Below are 19,228 nucleotides of genomic sequence, written 5' to 3'. Positions count from 1 at the left end.
CAGGAGGTGAAGTCTGCATGTTGATCGCAGAAGTAAGCAAAAAATTCGAACTATCTCAGGATACACTCCGCTATTATGAACGCATCGGACTTATTCCGCGTGTGAACCGTAATAAAAGTGGCATCAGAGATTACACGGAAGAAGATTGCAGATGGGTTGAATATATTAAATGTATGCGAGAAAAGAACTCCTAATAGAGCAGCGCAAGCAGCTCATTGCAAAAATGAAAGATATGAACAACGTATTGGAACGCATGGATTATAAAATTACAAGCTATGAACAGACAATAGGTGAAAAAAAACATCTAATTTAACCCCTGCGTGCTTTACGGGACAATAGGTTCCCCAAGGACTGAACACCTTGTACAAACAAGACTAGAATGATGACGGTAATCAGCATAACCAGCGTATCAAAACGTTGATAGCCATATGCGATCGCCAGATCGCCAATTCCGCCTCCGCCGACCGCACCAGCCATAGCAGTAGCACCAATCAGACCAATGGCTGCTGTCGTTAACGACAAAATCAGAGAACTGAATGCCTCAGGAAGCAAAAAGTATCGAATGACCTGGAACGGGGTCGCCCCCATCGCATCTGCTGCCTCCAATATCCCCGGATTCACCTCCAACAGCGAGTTTTCGACCAGCCTTCCGATATATGGCGCAATATATATAATCAAGGGGACAATTGCCGCGCTGGTCCCAATGGATGTATGCACAATCAGACGGGTTAACGGAATGATCGCAATCAGCAAGATAATAAACGGTAAGGAACGAACAATGTTAATGATCGGATTCAAAATATTGTGCAGCCATTTGTTCTCCAGAATTCCGCCCGAACGGGTGACAACCAGTAAAATGCCGATAGGGATACCGATCAGGGCGCCAATGAATAAGGATATGCTGACCATGAGCACGGATTCATACAAAGCTTCCCACAGTTGATCCCAGGTTATCGTGGTTCCTGTAATCATCATAGACTCTCTACCTCCTGAATATGGACTCCTTTGCTCTTGATAAAATCAACAGCCTGCTGAATGGAATGCTGCCCACCTCGCAGTTGGATCGTCATATAGCCAATCGTCGTTTCTTGAATCTCCGTCATGTTGGCAAACAAAATGTTCACATGGATATCATGCTGCCGAATTAATTCATGAACCACCGGATCAGAAGCAACCTGTCCTATAAATTCCAGCTTGTAAATCCGCTGTGATTCTTGCTGTTCGAACGTTTGTAGCACACTCTCCGGTACTGCATCGTGAATGACCGTGCGTACAAAGCTCTGCGTCGTCGGGTGCTGCGGCTGTCCGAATACCTCCAGGACATTGCCCTGCTCGATAATTTCCCCTTTTTCCATTACGGCAACCTTGTTGCAAATTCGCTGAATCACCGACATCTCATGGGTAATGATCAATATGGTGATCTTGTATTCCTTGTTGATTTTGCGAAGCAAGTCGAGAATAGACTGTGTGGTCTGCGGATCAAGTGCCGAGGTCGCCTCATCACAGAGCAAAATGGATGGGTTGCTCGCAAGCGCCCGTGCAATCCCGACACGTTGCTTTTGTCCGCCGGAAAGCTCGTTGGGATAGCTGTTCGCCTTGTCCGACAATCCTATGAACGCCAAAAGCTCTTTCACACGCCCCTCTATTTCGCGTTTGTTGCGCTTAAGCAGCACCAACGGAATTGCAATGTTGTCGAACACCGTTTTTGATTCCAGCAGATTAAAATGCTGAAAAATCATTCCAATCTTCTTCCTTACCTTCCGCAGTCCAGAGGTAGAATAGGTATTTAACTGCTCCCCTTCAACAAGAACCTCTCCGCTGGTTACTTTCTCAAGACGATTGACCAAACGGATTAGCGTACTTTTCCCTGCGCCACTGAATCCGATAAATCCGAAGATGTCCCCTTTATCCACTTTGATATTTATATTTTTTAACGCTTCAATACTTAGGCCTTTTCTCACGTAGGTTTTAGATACATTCCTAAGTTCAATCATGAGTCCTAACTCCTTCCGTTCTTACAAGTATGTAAGATATTCTGAACTGATGCTTTTCTTCGGCATAAACGATCGAATTAAATCCGAGTATTCTAGTGAGTTTTATAAAGTATACTACTTCGATTTAATATTCATGTCAATATGAGTTTTACATTCGGTCAAAGCATATCCTTGCATAAATCAGTACGATATTGCAGATGGTATGAAATATGTCGAAGCATACACACCTTACCCGAACGGGACGAAAGCGGAGGAAAATAGATGAAGCGAATATTTACCTTGTGGCTATGCATTGCAGTAACGGGTATGTTGGCAGTTACGGCGGAACCCGCATGGGCTACTCAGACTGTTGACGGACAGCCTTATCATTTTGGGTTTAAAAAAAGTAAAGGAGGGGAGCTACCTTCCATCGCACAAGAAGGCTTTATGCACCTGATCGAAAGACAAGGTGGCATCTTTCTGGGGGATACGACTAAAAAAGAATTATTTCTCACTTTCGACAACGGCTATGAGAATGGGTATACTCCGAAAGTGCTGGATGTATTGAAGGCCAAAAAGGTTCCGGCCGCCTTCTTTGTGACGGGGCATTTTGTAAAAGACCAGCCAGCTTTGATGCGACGCATGGCGAGTGAGGGCCATATTATCGGCAACCATTCATGGAGCCATCCTGATATGAGCACCATTTCTTCGGCAGAGATCCGGTCTGAGCTGGATCGGGTACGAAATGCATCGGCAGAGCTAACCGGGCAAAAAGAAATGAAATATGTCCGGCCGCCTCGCGGCATTTTTAGTGAAAAAGCATTGGCTTCCTGTCGAGAAGCCGGATATACGAGCGTATTCTGGTCTGTGGCTTACAAGGACTGGGACACAAAAATTCAGCAAGGAACGGACTATGCCTATCGTCAAGTCATGCAGCAGCTCCACCCTGGAGCGGTCATTTTGCTCCATTCCGTATCCAAGGATAATGCCGAGGCGCTTGCTTCTATCATCGACGAGGCTCGCAAGCAAGGGTATGAGTTTAAAAGTCTAGACGACCTTAAGGTGAAACATTATCACTAAAAAGTAACTACATTTAATGAGACCATATCATAATGAGCCCGATCCACACCTGCCCATGGTAGCCAGTGTGGATTGGGCTTTTTAGTTTACTCCAAGGAAGGGAAGGCTCTATGGGCCTTCCCTTCCTTTTACCATTCTAAAGATAGCAAAGCCTAATGCATGGTTAGCTTATACACTCTGGCTTCATAAGGCCGCAGCTTCAAGGCATGCAGTTGTTCCCCTTGTACCGGTTCGTAGTTGGAGAGAAGTAGTTCCGCCTTGGCGGCAGGAAGCTCCTCACCTTCGGGCCAGTGGAACACCGGATCACGGTCAAAGAAATTCAAAATGACCAGCAAACGCTCTTTTCCCAACATACGAGTGAATACATACAGCTCTGTATCCAGTGGCAACAGAAGCTTGTATTCGCCATAGACTATGACCTCATGTTGTTTGCGCAGAGCAATCAACTTACGATAATAGTGGAAAATCGAGCCTGGATTATTTCTTTCAGCCTCTGCATTAATGTGTGTGTAGTTATCGTTAATCTTCATCCACGGCTCTCCATCGGTAAATCCGGCCGCAGGACCAGCATCCCACTGCATAGGAGTGCGTGCATTATCCCGGCTTTTTCGCCAGATTGCCGCCATAATCTGCTCCTCCGGCTCACCAATCTTTCGTTGCTGCTCATAATAGTTTAACGTTTCCACATCCCGATAATCATCAATCGACGGGAATGCAATATTCGTCATCCCAATTTCCTCACCCTGATAAATATAAGGCGTACCCTCAAGCATATGTGTGAAGGTTGCCAGCATTTTGGCGGATTCCACACGATATTGTCCATCATTCGCAAATCTGGAGAGAGCCCGAGGTTGATCATGATTGTTGAGATAATTGGCATTCCATCCTTCCTGATGAAGCACTGTCTGCCAACTGCTCATTATTTTTTTCAGCTCCACCAGCGTCCATGGCTTGGATTTCCATTTTTCCGTCCCTAGCCCTTGTGCATCAATAAACATGTGTTCAAACTGGAAGACCATATTCAATTCATGCCGCTGGTCTCCCACATAATCAAGCGCCTGTTCCGGTCCTAAGCCAGACGTTTCGCCAACTGTCATTAAGGGATAACATTCCAGCACCTTTTCATTCAGCATCCGTAGAAGCACATGTACCTGTTCCAGATTGGAAAAGAGCTGATAAGCCCGTACCAAGGTTCGTTTGTCGGGATTATCGGCATCCGGCAGCCCTTCGGCTTTGACAATATGGGCAATAGCGTCAAAACGGAAGCCATCGACTCCCTTTTTCAGCCACCATTCCACCATGCGGTAGAGCTCGCCCACCATCTCTTCATTTTCCCAGTTCAGATCCGGCTGATGCTCGGAATATAGATGCATGTAATATTCGTCTGTAAGCTTGTCATATTTCCACACTGAGCCAGAAAAATACGATTCCCAGTTGTTCGGATATCCGCCATTTTTGCCTGTTCGCCATATGTAGTAGTCCCGCTTCGGATTATCCTTGGACGAGCGTGACTCCGTAAACCACGGATGCTCATCCGATGTATGGTTTAATACCAAATCCATCATGATTTTGATACCTCGTTCATGCGCCTGGTGAAGCAGTTCGTCAAAATCCTCCATTGTTCCAAACTCATCCATAATGGCATAATAATCGCTAATATCATATCCATTATCGTGATTGGGCGATTTATATACCGGACAAATCCAGATAACATCAATACCCAGTTCACACAAATAATCCAGCCTGGACAAAATGCCTCGCAAGTCCCCTTTACCGTCTCCGTCAGAATCCTGAAAACTGATCGGGTAAATCTGATATACAACGGCTTCCTTCCACCATATTTTTTTAGGCATGTTTCCCTCCTGTAGCTTCTCTGTACATCCAATAGCTTATGCTCTTAACATACACGCAATACCTGGCTGCGAATCGTTGGTAATTGGGAACAAGAGTCTTGTAAGCTTGCTTCGACGCATTAGCAGAACCGCTATAATCTGCGGAGGTTTATTTTAAAAAAATATTTTGTAAAACAGGTTGTATAAATGGATCTGGCGTTACCTATATTTATGAACTGCCCATATACATGTACCCAAAGCGGTGCCACTTTTGAATAAAAGGAGGAATTTACATGAACCATCGATCCAAGGAGCCAAAGGATCTGATTGTGGAAACTGCCGTGATCCCGCCCAACATCCATGTGGATGTGGAGTCAGCCACTGAGGGCGGAACACGCCGCCTGATGCTTAGCGATAACCCGGAGACGCTTACCCATGTGACGGTACCTACCGAGCAAGCCACCCTGTGGCATGACATGGTTCGCTCGACAACCCGAACAGTCAAACATCGCATTTTCGGCTGGCATTATAACAAAATCGACAGCCCTGTTAAACTGGGCATCACTGTAGAGAACAGGAGCGCTGCTAAACTGGAAGTACGCCATATTGAACGCGCTCTTAAGATTGTGCCTGAGGACGGCAACTGGATTATTGATGTCGGGCAGTCTATTGCCAAAAGCTGTTTGGCGGGTACGATGGAACGTGTGAAGCCAGCAGACCGTCATAAATTCGGCAAAGGCACCGCTCTGCTGGAGGAATTTGAGCTGCCCGAGGGATCGCTGGCCGGATTCATCTATGACCTTACCGTAGAATTTGCTGAAGGCCACGGTACGCTGGATTATGTGATTCGCACCGTGATCAGCAAGGACACGCAGACCGATCTGCGCCAGATTCATATGGATGCGCTTCCTCCCGTACCTCCACCACAGGCGCATCCACGAGGGGTGTGGTCCTTTTCCGAAACGAATGCGCGGATGCCAGAGTACGTGGTGGGACAGAGCGCAAACTATCGGGCGTGTGCCACCAAAAAGCTGAACGGTGAGGCTCCTGCCGATCTGCTGTTTACCGGGGCACGCAGCGAGCTGGGGCCTGCGCTAGATAATCGCGGACAATTCGGAACCATATACAACGCGACCATTCCCATCGTTAACGACAGTGACGAGGTACGTATCGTCAGAATCTACGCGAATCCACGTGGGGGCGCGTTCGCCGGGGCTGTACGCGTGGATGATCGTGTATATGGTATCCCTTTGCTACGAGATAATACCAAGGTATGCCGATTGGCTGATATCAGCGTTCCCCCCGGCAGATCCAGCTATTCTCTCAGCTTCATGGTTGCAGGTAGCGCAACTACGCCGCTAGGTCTGTACGTCATTACACTATAGCTGTGCTCACGATGACTGGATGAGCGAACGTGGGGCCAAAATGTTACGGGATATGGTCTCCTCTATAGTAAATGGAGCTGTCCCAAAGTGGTTTTAAACTTTATTGGACAGTCACGCTTCATCATTAGTATAAAAAAGCGCGAGTGCAAGGGTTATTCCCCCCTGTAGCTCGCGCTTTTTGGTTCATGCTCACCCGGTTTATGTCAGAATAAATATCGCTCTATTTGAACCGCTGGACCTGCCTCGAAGGCATAATGGTCAACTCTGGAATATTGACATGCTCCGGCTGCTCTAGTGCATAAAGGGCAGCTTCTGCAACATCATCGGGATGCAGCGGCAAAACGCTCGAAGCAAACGCCCGAATTTCCTGCTCGGGATATCCGGCCACCTGCGAAAACTCCGTCGCCACCGCCCCGGGGTGAATCGCAGTTACACGAATTCCTTGCGTACTGGTCTCCAAACGCAATGCAGAGGCTATGGCGCTAACGCCGTACTTGGTAGCGCTGTATAGTCCTCCTCCGGCAACCACTTCCTTCGCTGCAATAGAGGAGACAATGACAACATCCCCCTTGGCCTGTTCCCTCATTGGCTGAAGTCCGTACTTCAGTGTCAGGACAAGACCGTGCACATTCGTCTTGTAAAGCTCCTCCCAGCGTTCCAGTTCCACCTCTGCCAGCGGACTTCGATACCCGAAGCCAGCATTGGCAACGATAATGTCAAGCCGCCCCCAGCGTTCAAGAATGGCGTGGACCGCCTGCTGTATGTCTTCAGCCTTTTGGATATCGGCAGGTATTGCCATGACCTCATACAATTCCTCTTGGTGCAAGTCGCGAACCAATTCATCCAATCGCTCCTGACGGCGCGCCAATACAGCTACATACGCGCCACGCTTTGCCAGTTTTTTTGCAATCGATGCCCCAATGCCGCTGCTTGCGCCTGTTACCAAAGCTACTTTCCCGGCCAGGCTTTCCTTCGCTTTCCAGGATAATTTCAACTCATCCAATATCATGTTAAACCCTCCCCAAGCTTATTTGGTTAAAAGCACTCGATGAACACCCTGGCTGCCTCCAGGAGCTGTACCTATATATAAATATCCGTCATGGTTTACAGCCGTGGTTACCCCATAAAGCGAGCCTTCAGGATCATGCCAGCTTCCGATGAATTTACCCTGCGGATTAAGCTCCACAGCAAGTCCATGCTTCACAGGTGCGCTTGCACCGCTGAGCAGCGATTGAGGCAATTTGGCCATCATTCCAGCCAGCCACGGGCTTCCATGCATCTGATCTACAAAGGGAATACGTGTCGTGAAGAGACCGACCCAGAAATGGCCTTGATCATCACGCGTAATGTTATCCGGAAAACCGGCGAGATTATCCGCAAAAATATCCGAAGTCCCCTTCTTCGGCCCTTTGAGCCAGTATCGGGTCAATTGGTAGTGATACGACTCTGCCACAAGTACAAAATCTTCGTCCGCAGACAAGGCAACCCCGTTCGCAAAATAAAGGCCTTCCAACAGAACTGTCGTCTGCTTGGTCGCCGGATCATATTTCAGCAAACGTCCATGCGGCTTGTTCTCGGCGATTTCTTTGAAGACTACACTGCCATAATTGGAGGTGTCAGAAAAATAAATAGTACCATCTTTGGCAATATCCAGTTCGTTGGCCAAATAGATCGGTGTGTCGTCGACTTGATTGGCCAACACCGTCACGTTTCTGGAAGGATCTACCGACAGTAGCCCCTTCTTAACATCCGTAACGATCAGATTTCCACTTGCGTCAAACATAAGTCCATTGGGCGTTCCTTTGGTATCTGCATATAGCTGGGCCTTTTGCGGATTGCCCTTTGTATCAAAGGCAACCTTATAAATTTTCCCGTTGGAGTCTCCCGTATATAAATTTCCTTCCTTGTCAAAGGTGATAAATTCCGGAAACTTAGGGGCATCTGTAACAAGCTCGGCGGAGCTGAGTTTGTTGTTTTGTTGCCATGGACCCGCTTGTTCAAAAGAGGGGGCCGAAGGTGCAAGCCATTTTGCAGGCTGTACAGGGGAAGGGATGAGCATAAAAATAACCACTCCCAGAAGGATTACCGACAGCAGCGATAATCCGGTTCTGCGTACCCATTTACGCGGTTTCTTATTCTTTCTTTCTTGAGAATCTTTGACAGATAAATCAGGTTTACTGGGCATTAGAGTGCCTCCTATGTAATGTGAATAATATTTCAGCATTTTGCATAATTCAATTCCCAACGCTCGAAAGTACACTATATAGACGAACTAAACCGTTTCGATCTATATAGTGCTGATTTGAAATTGCTCTTGGGATTTATGCAAAATGCTCATTTATATTTGAACGACGATTTTACCGAAATACTGTTTTCCTTCAGCCAAAAGTGCGAAGGCTTCGCCGATTCGGCTGAGCGGGAATACCCGGTCGATGACAGGATGTAAACGATGGCGGGAAATGGCACGATTCATGTTTTCGAAATGTTCCCGGTTACCAACCTGGCTGCCGCGAATCGTCGCAGCCTTCTGCAAAATGCTGGTGACATCGAACTCAGGAATGGTCAAGCCCGATAAGAATCCGACCATGCTCACAGTCCCTCCAGTACGAAGTGCATTGATGGATTGCGCCATTGTTGCCGCTCCCCCTACATCCAGAACATGGTCGACTCCGCCGCCTGTCAGCTCCAGAGCTACCTTATCCCACTCTGGAACCTCCGAATAGTTGATTGTCTGCCATGCGCCGAGAGCCTTTGCCCGTTCCAGCTTGTCATTGCTGCTCGATGTGATAATTACCCGTGCTCCCGCCATCAGAGAGAATTGAAGCCCAAAGATGGAAACACCGCCTGTTCCTTGCAAGAGCACCGTATCTCCCGCTCGCAGCCCACCGGATTCCATCAGCATGCTCCATGCGGTTAATGCCGCAATCGGCAAAGTGGAAGCCTCCTCCCAAGATAGATGATCCGGAATGGCGACGACCCCTTCTTCATGCAGAACGATATATTCAGCCGCCACTCCACTGAGCGGGCCTCCCAGACTGTCCTTTAAGACCTCCGCTCTCGTGCTCCCGCCAATGAATTTCTGTTGTAAATTTGCCGCTACCCTTTGCCCAACCTGAAATTTTGTCACCCCTTCGCCCACAGCTACAATTTCACCCGCTCCATCGGATAACGGAATGAAGGGAAATTGAATGCCGATCGGCATGACTCCGTTGATAACTACCAAATCACGGTAATTGAGGGACGCTGCCCTTATGCGGATCAGAACTTCCAGCCGTCCAGGCACCGGTGTGTCAAGTTCCGTCAAGGTTAACTCTTCAAAGCCAAAACCGTTTTTCAGTTGCACTGCTTTCATTTTGGTTGTCCTCCCTCTATTGTTAAACCTTTTACCCAATATAGATACAGCGTATCACCAAGGAAACAATGTTTCCTATATAGTACACTGTATCCAATTGTCTTCAAAACGTCAATCTTTACTTTTAAAAAAAACGGTCGTAAACTGCTTCCGGGCTTTTAACGTCCCTTACCAAGTAAAATTGGAGACTGGATGGCTTTGCTTGCCAGAGCTTGTTCAGGTGGGCAAGCATGACCAAAAAACGCGAGTTGCAGGGGTGAAATAACCTCTGCACTCGCGTTTTTTACATTAATGCTTATACGACAGCCTTATTTAAGCTCCAATTTTTATAAACTACATCTACTTAAATTTGTTCCTGACTATATTACGCTGCTAAGCATAAAATTGGAGGGCGGATCGGGCTCCGGCTTGCCAAACAAATAACCCTGAGCCAGTGACACACCTGCTTCACGACAAAATTCAAAATCCTCTATCTGCTCTACTCCTTCAGCCAACACTTGGCCTCCAAAACGAAAAGCCGATTCTACAATTCCTGTGATTTGCCGTTTCTGATTACTGTTACTATGACAGCCGTCAATTATACTACGGTCAATTTTGACATAATCCGGCTGAAGGCAATTCATAAGCTCTGTCGTAGAATAGCCTGCCCCCACATCGTCCAGGGCAACTGAAACTCCTCGATTACGATATTGCTCAAAGATATGATGCAAAAAATTAAGGTCGTCTATCTCTTCCGTTTCTACGACCTCAAATACAAAATCCTTCGTACTCATGGATAACCGATCAATCGTCTCAAAGGTGTGATTCAAGCAATAAGCCGGATTATAAATGGTGGAAGGGAGAAAGTTAATAAAACGTTTAATCCCCGCCGGAAGGCATGTTGCACTTTTTTCAATAGCGGAAAAACGAGCCGAGCGATCCAGATGAGCATGCAAGCCAGCTTCACGGGCGATTTCAAACAGTCGGAAAGGCTGAAAAGGTCTTTCCGCATGTGACGGACGCAGCAAAAACTCAAACCCGATAATATCCAGCTTGTGGTCAACAATAGGCTGCATATGGCTGGAAAAACTTTGATCCTTAATAATACTCACGATATCCGGATGTTGCAGTCTGGCTTGCAATTGACTAAATAAAAGCCAGTCCTCATATCCTTCGACATGATGCAAGCCAGTCACCACAACTTGTATATGGTTCAAGTATTCCTGCGGCAGACGAGCCAGTCCGTTAACCAGCTGTTCCAACTCTGAACGGCTCTCATAGCGAAACTCTATGCCGCCCTCACGCTCATGTTGCTGCTTCATTTGTTCCGATAGCATGCCCAAACCATCTAATGCTGGAGTAAGCGACACCCTGGAATACCTAATTCTAAGCAATCCTTGATCCTTTATAGGTAATATGATGCTGCAATTGCTGCATGTCATAATGGTCCTCCTCGGAACAATTTTCCGGTTTTTTCACCATTATATCACAAATAACTAGAACAAAAGTACTATATAATTACGTTTTTTTACAAAAAAGCAGCTTTTTTTAACGATAACTTAGGACTTAAGTACATATTCGACAAAAACAAAACCTTTTTACACTCATAATAATTCGGGGCTGTTTTTTGATATTAAAAAAAGCAGCAAATCTCTTGGTTAAAGAGACTTGCTGCTTCATTCTGATATTAAACGAAAACTAAAATTCGAAGTTATTTGGATGCCTTTGGCTTTGTTGTTTTAGCTGGTTTAACAACCGCCGGTTTGGTCGTTTTAACAGCTGGCTTTGCTGTTGCTTTCGCGGGAGCCACAGCTTCCTTTACAGAAGTCGTTGCTGTACTAGGCTTAGCGCCAGCTTTTAAGCTGTATTTGGCAAAACCGTCTGCCGCGCTGCTCAAGTATGAAATTTGTTGATTGCCTGCCAGCACGTCTTTGGCATCAGGAGAGGACTCGAAAGTAACCTTTGCCTGACCAAAAGAAGCAATAGACCAGTTGCCATCCGCCGATGGATTAATCGTTCCGTTCGTACGGATATAGTCAACAACGACTTGACGACTTTCATCCGGTGCTGCCATCACAATTCGTTTGCCATCTGGGTTGGCCAGTTTGGATGAGGAAGCACGATAGTTATTGGTGGCTACGATAAATTTCTGTGCAGGATCTATAGCCTTTCCATTGTATTGCAGATCCTTGATACGATGCGCTGAAGAATCAATAATAGTTCCCTTGGCATCATACCGTGCAGGCTGCGTTACATCAATCTGATAATTCACACCATCAATGACATCAAAATTGTAGGTTGGGAAATCCTTGTTGATCAGCGATTGCTCCTCAGTTTGCTTTGGATCAATACGGTTGAACTGACCCGCAGACCACTCCAGCCATTCCTGAATTTCAGCACCGGTCACTTCTACAGCATGAACCGTGTTCGGGTACACATACAGGTCGGACACGTTTTTAATCGCTACCGTACCTTCAGGAATATTAGTGTAATACTCGGCTCCGTTTCGACCGCCGGCCTTGAATGGAGCGCCTGCCGACAATACTGGAAGATTTTCGTATTCAGTTCCTTTAAGATGGTTTTGAACATACCATTTCTGTGCATTCGTCACAATTTGAATGGAAGGGTCGTCCTGCACTAATGCAAAATAGCTGGTAATTGGCGCCGTCGTTGTTCCTACAGGCTGGCGAATATAATCCAGCGTTCCTTGATGCTCTTCTTTGACCGCATCAATCAGTTTGAATTCAGGCGTAAACTTCACAGTCTGATTGGTAGTACTCACTACCGGACGCACTTGAGACTGAGAGTCGATTACGTTCCATTCACTCTTTTCCTTTTCCAGAGTCAGGTCAATAATGCCCAAATCCTTGCCCCATGAAGAAGCTTCCACGGCCGGTACGCCATTAATGGTTCCCTTATCCAGATCTACACCCTTCATATCTTTAAAATCAGGGCCTGGGAAAGATTTATGAGCATGCCCAAACAGAATCGCGTTAATTCCTTCCACCTGGCTCAAATATTTAACAGCATTCTCCATCATTGGCGTTTGTGGCACATCCTCATAACCTGTGTGCGCAAGCACGACAATAATGTCGGCACCTTCCGTTTTCATTTGAGGAATAAACTTTTTCGCCGTTTCCACAATATCCTTCGTAACGACCTTATCCTTTAAATTGGCTTCATCCCATTGCATAATTTGAGGTGTTACCAGGCCGATTACACCCACTTTGAGTGTATGCTGATCACCTTTTTCATCCGTTACTGTTTTATCAAGAATCTGATAAGGGGTAAAATAATTTTTAGTAGCTTGACCCCCCTTGTCAACATAAACATTCGCATTTACGTAAGGGAAAACGGCTCCCTTGAGCGATTTCTCCAGAAAGCCTAGACCATAGTTGAATTCGTGGTTGCCCACTGTAGCCGCATCATAGCCCATCAAGTTCATCATCTTGTAGACCGGATGGACGCCGCCTTCTTTCTCGAAGGTTTTATTTCTCGCCATATAATCACCTAATGGATTGCCCTGCAATAAATCACCGTTATCGAACAACATGCTGTTTCTCGCTTCACTACGCGCCTGTTGGATTAGTCCGGCTGTGTTAATCAAGCCATATTCGTTGGTTTCTTTGTCCGAGTAGTAATCGTAGTTCATCAGGGACGCATGAATATCCGTTGTTTCCATGATCCGCAGATTCACCGTAGCTTCATCGCGGGATTTGTTAGCTGCCCAAGATGGAGCGGCCGAAAACACCAGCATGCTACAAGCTACAACTGCTGCTGTAACCCCTTTAAACCAATTTTTACGAAATAACAAAATATACCCCTCCTCATTAAGGTGTATGCCTCATATACATACTTTTGCACATATATGTAAGCCTTGAACCCACCATTTCTATTTTAATCCAACGCCAGACAAAAGAGTAGTCATTTACTTAAAATTATTTATGAAAAAATAATTAATTTTCTCAAACATAAAAAAACCAGCAAACCTCCTAATAAAAACTCGGAGATTCACTGGTTTATCCATTTATATTCGTATTATTTCTTCCACACCTGGCGCTCCGTTTGCTGACCCACATACTCAATGCGAGTCGGAGTCACGTCCAGAATGACATAATCGGGATCATCCGGTCCGGAGAACCATTCCTTCAAGGAATCGTTCCACACTTGTTTGCGCAGCCCCTCATCAGCTGTAATCTGGACGGTAGCCTCCACTTCTACAACTTCCTTCGTACCGCCAACCTCATAACCCAGCAGCAGGTAAGCATTCGGATTGTCCTTTAGCTCATCCACTTTATGCGTTTTGCGATCTGTCGCCAGATGAATGTTCATTCCATCGTTAAAAAGGGCCATATAGCGTACTTTCGGTTTGCCACCCTCTACCGTACCTAACGTACAAAATTTGTTGTTATCCAAAGCCTTCACAATGGCTTGTTCCAGTTGGTTGCGATCCAATGTTTCCGTTTTACCCACAGTACAACAACTCCTTTTCACGAATTAGAATTCTCTACGGCCATGCCATAGGGCACCAGCCCATCTGAACCTACCTGCGCAGCTGTTCTGAAAATAACATGACCGGATCGAATCGGATTGATTCATACTCATTTTCAGATCAAAGCTCACAGTAAAAGTGTACCCTGTCGTTCGGCAAATGAACCGTCATCTCTCCCTTCATGCTGGACAGACCCGCATTCAAAGCATATAATCGTCGTAGTAAACCCGAATAAATGAACCCATTAAACCATACAATGCCAGGGGTGCTGGAATCGGCCGGCTGAGAGTGTGTCCCAAGACACTGACCCTTACAACCTGATCTGGGTAATGCCAGCGTAGGAATGCTTAAGCAAGATGTGCCTTTTTTACATAGGACCATCCCTTACTTTGGTATATACAAGCGCAAGCGTCCCGGAAACTCGGGGCGCTTTTTTTGTTGAGGATTAAGTTGTTGGAAAGATCGCGTCCGGCAGATGTTATTTTTATGAAAATGGGAAACTTAAGCTGTCTGATTGGACGGATAACGGGTAATTAAAGGAGAGAACACAACGATGAAGCGCATGAAAATGTTAAGCCTGGGACTGATCAGTCTGTGGCTCATGGCCCTGACCCTGACCGCTTGCGGTGGAAGTCCCTCCACATCCCAAGAAGCGGCTCCCGCTACCAACACTCAAACGTCTACTCCGGCAAAGAAGCTCAAAGATGTTAAAGTCGTGCTCGACTGGACACCCAATACGAATCATACGGGACTCTATGTTGCCAAGGACAAAGGATATTACGAAAAAGCGGGTTTGAATGTCCAAATTATTCAACCTGGTTCAGGCGGAGCCGATCAAATGGTTGCTTCTAATGCTGCACCTTTTGGTATCAGCTACCAAGAAGGCGTCACACAGGCTCGTACGCAAGGCGTGCCGCTTGTATCCATCGCTGCGGTGATCCAGCATAATACCTCAGGCTTCGCAGCCCCGGTAGATCGCGGAATTAAGAGCCCGAAAGATTTTGAAGGTAAAAAATACGGCGGTTGGGGCTCTCCCGTAGAAGAAGCGGTCATGAAATCCATCATGGATTCAGATAAAGGCGATGTGAGCAAAGTGAAGATCGTCAACATGGGCAATGCAGACTATTTTACAGCCGTGAAGCGGGATATCGACTTTGCCTGGATTTTCTACGCATGGACCGGAATCGAAGCCCAACTTCGAGATGAGCCATTGGATATGCTGTATGTAAAAGATTATTCCAAAAGCCTCGATTACTATACGCCTGTAATTGTGAGCAACGAACAGACGATAAAAAATGATCCCGAGCTGGTCAAAGCGTTCATGGACGCTACCGCCCAAGGCTATGAATACACTATCGCCCATCCGGAAGAAGCCGCGGACATCTTAAGCAAAGCTGTACCGGAGCTGGATAAAAAACTGGTACTTGCCAGCCAAAAATGGCTAAGCCCACGTTATCAGGATGATGCCGCGCAATGGGGCGTGCAAAAAGCGGAGGTATGGCAAAACTATTCGGACTGGATGTACGAACGCAAGCTGCTCAGCAAGCCTTTGGAAGTCGATAAAGCCTTCACAAACGACTTCTTGCCCAAGCGCTGACCATTTGTTAAAACGCTAAATAAGACTGAACTAGAGAAGTGAACGAAGCCCTACTACGCAGTCGGATGATGCTTCCCATCGCTGTTGTACCCAGATTTCTTAATAAAAACTTATGATTAGTGTAGAAATCCGGGGAGGTTATGCTTCCGAAGCGAGCTTTCCTACGGAAAGCTTTTAAAGCGAACGCTAACGCTTGTACAGCACCATTCCGCCCACTTCGTTCTCGTTCAACTTGGTTTATTCTTTAGTTTCATATTATCTAAGCGCTAAGTAGGTGCGCTTGTGTGTTAAAAATGCCGCACAAACCAGCTTTAAAAATAGGGTGCTTTTAAGGCGGGCAGCAGCGGAGCGGTTCATTTGAATCTGGAGAAGCGGAGCGTTCGCCTTTGCAGGGGAATTCTTACCTTTGAAAACTTAAATAATCCGAGAATCCCCCTGCAACAGCGATCGTAAGATCAAATGAAACGCGAAGCGGTCTCCCCGCCTTAAACCACCCTATTTTCTCTAAAACACTCCAAATGAAGGACAGGTGAATTTGCATGGCTAATACACTGCTCAGTATTCAAGTAATCCCTAAAACTCCTAATAACGAGGACTCTTACCCGTATGTAGATAAGGCGATTGAGGTCATTCAGCGCTCCGGTGTCAAACATCAAGTGAACCCATTGGATACAACCATGGAGGGCGAGCTCGACGAGTTGCTGAAAGTGGTTAAAGAAATGCATGAGGCTTTGACGGAAGCGGGCAGTCCCAGCGTTATTTCACAGATCAAAATCGCACATAACCCACAAGGCATCAGCATGAACAAGCTGACCGAGAAATATCGCCCATGAATTCGAAAGGCAAGAACGCATCCTGGTGGAAAAGCGTATGGCCGCCCCTTGTGGCGGTCCTCTTCTTTTTAGCGGCCTGGCAGGGAGCGGTTTCCTATTTACATATTGAATCCTGGCTACTGCCAGCTCCATCCCTCATCGTACACGAGGGCATGGCCCAGACGGCGCTGCTTGGTGCCCATACATGGGCTACAATTCGCCTGACACTTGCGGGATTCGCTATAGGGACAGCAACGGGACTGTTGATCGCCATCGTTCTTCATACCATTCCTTTTCTCAAATCCGCCCTGTATCCGCTGCTTATTCTGAGCCAAAACATTCCGGTCATCGCCCTGGGGCCGCTGCTCATGGTGTGGTTTGGTTTTGGCATGCTGCCCAAGCTGATGGTCATTACCTTAGTATGCTTTTTTCCCGTGGCTGTAGCGACCATGGACGGGCTGACACGGACGGACCGTATGATGATGAACTATATGCAAATGTCGGGTGCAGGTCGCATGGCTATTTTCATGAAGCTGGAGTTGCCACACTCGTTGCCGCAAGTATTCTCCGGCATCAAGATTGCTGCCACCTACAGTGTGATGGGCGCAATTATTGCCGAATGGATTGGTGCGAGCGAAGGAATCGGATATTATATGCTGCTGCAAAAATCGGCCTATCGCACGGACCTCATTTTTGCCGCCATCGGCATCATTGTCGCGCTCAGTTTACTGATGTTTGTCATCATAGTACTACTGGAAAAATGGCTGGTTCGCTGGAAACCGGATCAGGAATAGCTTCCTCCTTGAATTAAATACAGCAAAGAAAGGACGTGGCACATATGAGTCTGCATCCGACTGACTTATCATCACACAACGTGGCTAATGAACAACGAGCCGGGGACCAGCAGAGTCCTTCGACTGCCCCTTCTGCTCTGGAATTGGACGGGATCAGCCTCGCCTTCCGCGAAAAGCGAAGCTTACTGCCCGTGCTGCAGGATGTATCCCTCACAGTCAAGCCGGGAGAATTCGTTTCTCTCATCGGTCCGTCAGGCAGCGGCAAAAGTACGCTGTTTCACATCATCGGCGGGCTACTCAAACCACAGCAGGGACGTATCCGTATGCACGGACGAGACATGACTGGTGAACGTGGGCATATCAGCTATATGCCACAGCAGTCCGCCCTTTTCCCGTGGCGCACCACGCTGGATAATGTACTGCTTGGGCAGGAAAATGCTCCACGTAAAAATACAGCAGTCCCCCCTCAGTACGCCAGTGAACGCGAACGTCGCAAAGAAGCCCTGCAATGGCTCGAGCAGGTTGGACTAGGCAAATTCGCCAAGGCGTATCCACATACGCTGTCTGGTGGAATGCAACAGCGTGCAGCCTTTCTTCGCGCACTGCTCAGCCCGCAGGAATTAATGCTGCTGGATGAGCCGTTCAGCGCACTCGACGCGCTGACACGTGCAGATATGCAGCAATGGTTATTGCGGATGTGGGAGAAGAACCGCCGCTCTGTGCTGTTCATTACCCACAGCATTGAAGAAGCGTTGCTGCTCTCCGACCGCATTTATGTGCTGTCAGCGCGACCTGCTTCGGTGGTGCATGTCGTAGATGTCCCTTTTCCCCGCCCGCGTAGGGAAGAAATCACCCTCGATCCACTCTTTATTGAATGGAAGCGAACCATGACCGGCTGGATGCGTGAGGAAAAGTACAAACTGGACGGCGACATGGACAATGCTCAGAGCGTTCACAAGAATATCCCGGAAGATGGATTGAATCGGCATGAGTGACGTAAAAGTTCGATGTGCATCGAAATGGAACAGCCAAACAAAGCTAGGCTTGGATTTGACCACAACAAGACCCGCTCCATTAATCGACGCGCACATTCATGTAGACAGCTACCCGCCCGAACAACAGAAGCTATTGCTCGCTTCACTTGCTGATAGCAGCGTCCAAGCTGTGATAGCCGTGTCGATGCATCTGGACTCCAGCCGAGCCAATCTACGGTTAGCCGAGCGTTACCCTGGGCTAGTACGGCCAGCCTTTGGCTTTCATCCCGAACAGGCCCTTCCACCGCAAACTGAGCTTGACCTCTTGTTCGACTGGATGGACGAACATGTACAGCAGATGGTCGCCGTGGGTGAAGTCGGCTTACCCTATTACAATCGGCTAGAAGCCTCGCAGAGCGGTTCACCTTTTGACCTCGCTCCCTACATAGTGCTACTGGAGCGTTTCATCCAGTTTGCAAGCAAGCATAGCAAGCCCATTGTCCTGCACGCCGTTTATGAAGACGCAGACATCGCCTGTGACCTTCTGGAACGTCACGGCGTCACGCAGGCGCATTTTCACTGGTTTAAAGGCTCTGCCGCCACGACCGAACGTATCGCCCGGAACGGCTATTATGTCTCCTTCACACCGGATCTCCTGTACGAAGAAGAGATCCGCAGTTTGGCAAGGCAGTATCCGTCTGATCAGATCATGGCAGAGACAGACGGTCCCTGGCCGTTCGAGGGTCCTTTTACCGGACAACAGACACATCCCCGGATGACTGCCGACGTCATTCGCGCGTACAGCAAGCTGACCCAGCAAGATGAATCTGCCGTCCATCAATTATTTTATGAAAATACGAGACGCTTTTACTCACTATCTGATGGATAAAGGTATACCAGCTGTTTACTGACTGGAAGGTTTACAACCACAACATGCAACCAAAGCAAAGAACCTCCT

16 protein-coding genes, 1 pseudogene and 1 riboswitch are annotated in these 19,228 nt (G+C 47.3%); of the genes and pseudogenes, 8 read left to right on the top strand and 9 right to left on the bottom strand.

Features of this window, described 5'->3' with window-relative positions; all coding sequences use genetic code 11:
- The first annotated feature begins 17 nt into the window (after positions 1-17).
- Positions 18-313 (top strand): annotated as a pseudogene (locus MKX46_RS17765) (MerR family transcriptional regulator).
- On the opposite strand, the gene MKX46_RS17760 reads toward MKX46_RS17765, so the two are convergent.
- Positions 310-975: a methionine ABC transporter permease gene (locus MKX46_RS17760; protein WP_209949265.1), complete on the bottom strand. Its 666-nt coding sequence runs from the start codon at positions 973-975 to the stop codon at positions 310-312. The pseudogene MKX46_RS17765 and the gene MKX46_RS17760 sit on opposite strands and share 4 nt — an antisense overlap.
- The gene (locus MKX46_RS17755) at positions 972-1,994 is read right to left on the bottom strand and encodes a methionine ABC transporter ATP-binding protein (protein ID WP_025722905.1); all 1,023 of its coding nucleotides are present in this window, start codon (positions 1,992-1,994) and stop codon (positions 972-974) included. The genes MKX46_RS17760 and MKX46_RS17755 overlap by 4 nt, the downstream gene beginning before the upstream one ends.
- A gap of 261 nt (positions 1,995-2,255) precedes the next feature.
- Between MKX46_RS17755 and pdaA the strand changes: the two genes are divergently transcribed.
- On the top strand, positions 2,256-3,053 hold the full coding sequence (pdaA, locus tag MKX46_RS17750; RefSeq protein WP_165147948.1) for a delta-lactam-biosynthetic de-N-acetylase: 798 nt from the start codon (positions 2,256-2,258) through the stop codon (positions 3,051-3,053).
- Positions 3,054-3,205: 152 nt separating this feature from the next.
- Here pdaA and MKX46_RS17745 read toward each other — a convergent pair whose 3' ends face one another.
- Positions 3,206-4,906: a glycoside hydrolase family 13 protein gene (locus MKX46_RS17745; protein ID WP_029514702.1), complete on the bottom strand. Its 1,701-nt coding sequence runs from the start codon at positions 4,904-4,906 to the stop codon at positions 3,206-3,208.
- A gap of 272 nt (positions 4,907-5,178) precedes the next feature.
- On the opposite strand from MKX46_RS17745, the gene MKX46_RS17740 reads away from it, so the two are divergent.
- Complete coding sequence (locus tag MKX46_RS17740; RefSeq protein ID WP_165147945.1) at positions 5,179-6,270, top strand: hypothetical protein; 1,092 nt, start codon at positions 5,179-5,181, stop codon at positions 6,268-6,270.
- Positions 6,271-6,490: 220 nt separating this feature from the next.
- On the opposite strand, the gene MKX46_RS17735 is transcribed toward MKX46_RS17740, so the two are convergent.
- The 6 genes from MKX46_RS17735 to MKX46_RS17710 form a co-directional block, all read right to left on the bottom strand.
- A complete protein-coding gene (locus tag MKX46_RS17735; RefSeq protein WP_029514700.1) occupies positions 6,491-7,279 on the bottom strand; it encodes an SDR family oxidoreductase in 789 nt (262 codons plus the stop codon).
- A gap of 18 nt (positions 7,280-7,297) precedes the next feature.
- Entirely contained in the window at positions 7,298-8,455 is a 1,158-nt protein-coding gene (locus MKX46_RS17730) for an SMP-30/gluconolactonase/LRE family protein (RefSeq protein ID WP_341038461.1), read from the bottom strand.
- Positions 8,456-8,608: 153 nt separating this feature from the next.
- Positions 8,609-9,622, bottom strand: coding sequence for a zinc-dependent alcohol dehydrogenase family protein (locus MKX46_RS17725; protein WP_029514698.1), 1,014 nt, complete (start codon positions 9,620-9,622; stop codon positions 8,609-8,611).
- A 359-nt stretch (positions 9,623-9,981) separates the two neighbouring features.
- Entirely contained in the window at positions 9,982-11,043 is a 1,062-nt protein-coding gene (locus MKX46_RS17720) for an EAL domain-containing protein (protein ID WP_340931229.1), read from the bottom strand.
- A gap of 269 nt (positions 11,044-11,312) precedes the next feature.
- The gene (locus tag MKX46_RS17715; RefSeq protein WP_341071557.1) at positions 11,313-13,415 is read right to left on the bottom strand and encodes a bifunctional 2',3'-cyclic-nucleotide 2'-phosphodiesterase/3'-nucleotidase; all 2,103 of its coding nucleotides are present in this window, start codon (positions 13,413-13,415) and stop codon (positions 11,313-11,315) included.
- A 224-nt stretch (positions 13,416-13,639) separates the two neighbouring features.
- Positions 13,640-14,074, bottom strand: coding sequence for a pyridoxamine 5'-phosphate oxidase family protein (locus tag MKX46_RS17710; protein WP_341071556.1), 435 nt, complete (start codon positions 14,072-14,074; stop codon positions 13,640-13,642).
- A gap of 270 nt (positions 14,075-14,344) precedes the next feature.
- Positions 14,345-14,454: riboswitch (TPP riboswitch) on the top strand.
- Positions 14,455-14,646: 192 nt separating this feature from the next.
- Between MKX46_RS17710 and MKX46_RS17705 the strand changes: the two genes are divergently transcribed.
- The 5 genes from MKX46_RS17705 to MKX46_RS17685 all read left to right on the top strand — a co-directional run bounded on the left by MKX46_RS17705 (position 14,647) and on the right by MKX46_RS17685 (position 19,159).
- Entirely contained in the window at positions 14,647-15,690 is a 1,044-nt protein-coding gene (locus MKX46_RS17705; protein ID WP_341071555.1) for an ABC transporter substrate-binding protein, read from the top strand.
- Between the two features lie 539 nt (positions 15,691-16,229).
- A complete protein-coding gene (locus tag MKX46_RS17700; RefSeq protein ID WP_016818835.1) occupies positions 16,230-16,523 on the top strand; it encodes an MTH1187 family thiamine-binding protein in 294 nt (97 codons plus the stop codon).
- Positions 16,520-17,296 (top strand): ABC transporter permease, encoded by a 777-nt coding sequence (locus MKX46_RS17695; protein ID WP_341071554.1) that lies wholly within the window; start codon positions 16,520-16,522, stop codon positions 17,294-17,296. Before MKX46_RS17700 ends, MKX46_RS17695 begins: the two co-directional genes overlap by 4 nt.
- Positions 17,297-17,340: 44 nt before the next feature.
- Entirely contained in the window at positions 17,341-18,291 is a 951-nt protein-coding gene (locus tag MKX46_RS17690; protein ID WP_029514692.1) for an ABC transporter ATP-binding protein, read from the top strand.
- Between the two features lie 55 nt (positions 18,292-18,346).
- Entirely contained in the window at positions 18,347-19,159 is an 813-nt protein-coding gene (locus tag MKX46_RS17685; protein ID WP_029514691.1) for a TatD family hydrolase, read from the top strand.
- Positions 19,160-19,228 lie beyond the last annotated feature (69 nt).

The organism is Paenibacillus sp. FSL P4-0113, from assembly GCF_038009305.1.
In the GTDB taxonomy this organism is placed as follows: Bacteria; Bacillota; Bacilli; order Paenibacillales; family Paenibacillaceae; genus Paenibacillus; species Paenibacillus polymyxa_D.
The sequence above is the reverse complement of the archived record's forward strand: the minus strand, read 5'-3'. Positions and strand labels throughout refer to the sequence as shown.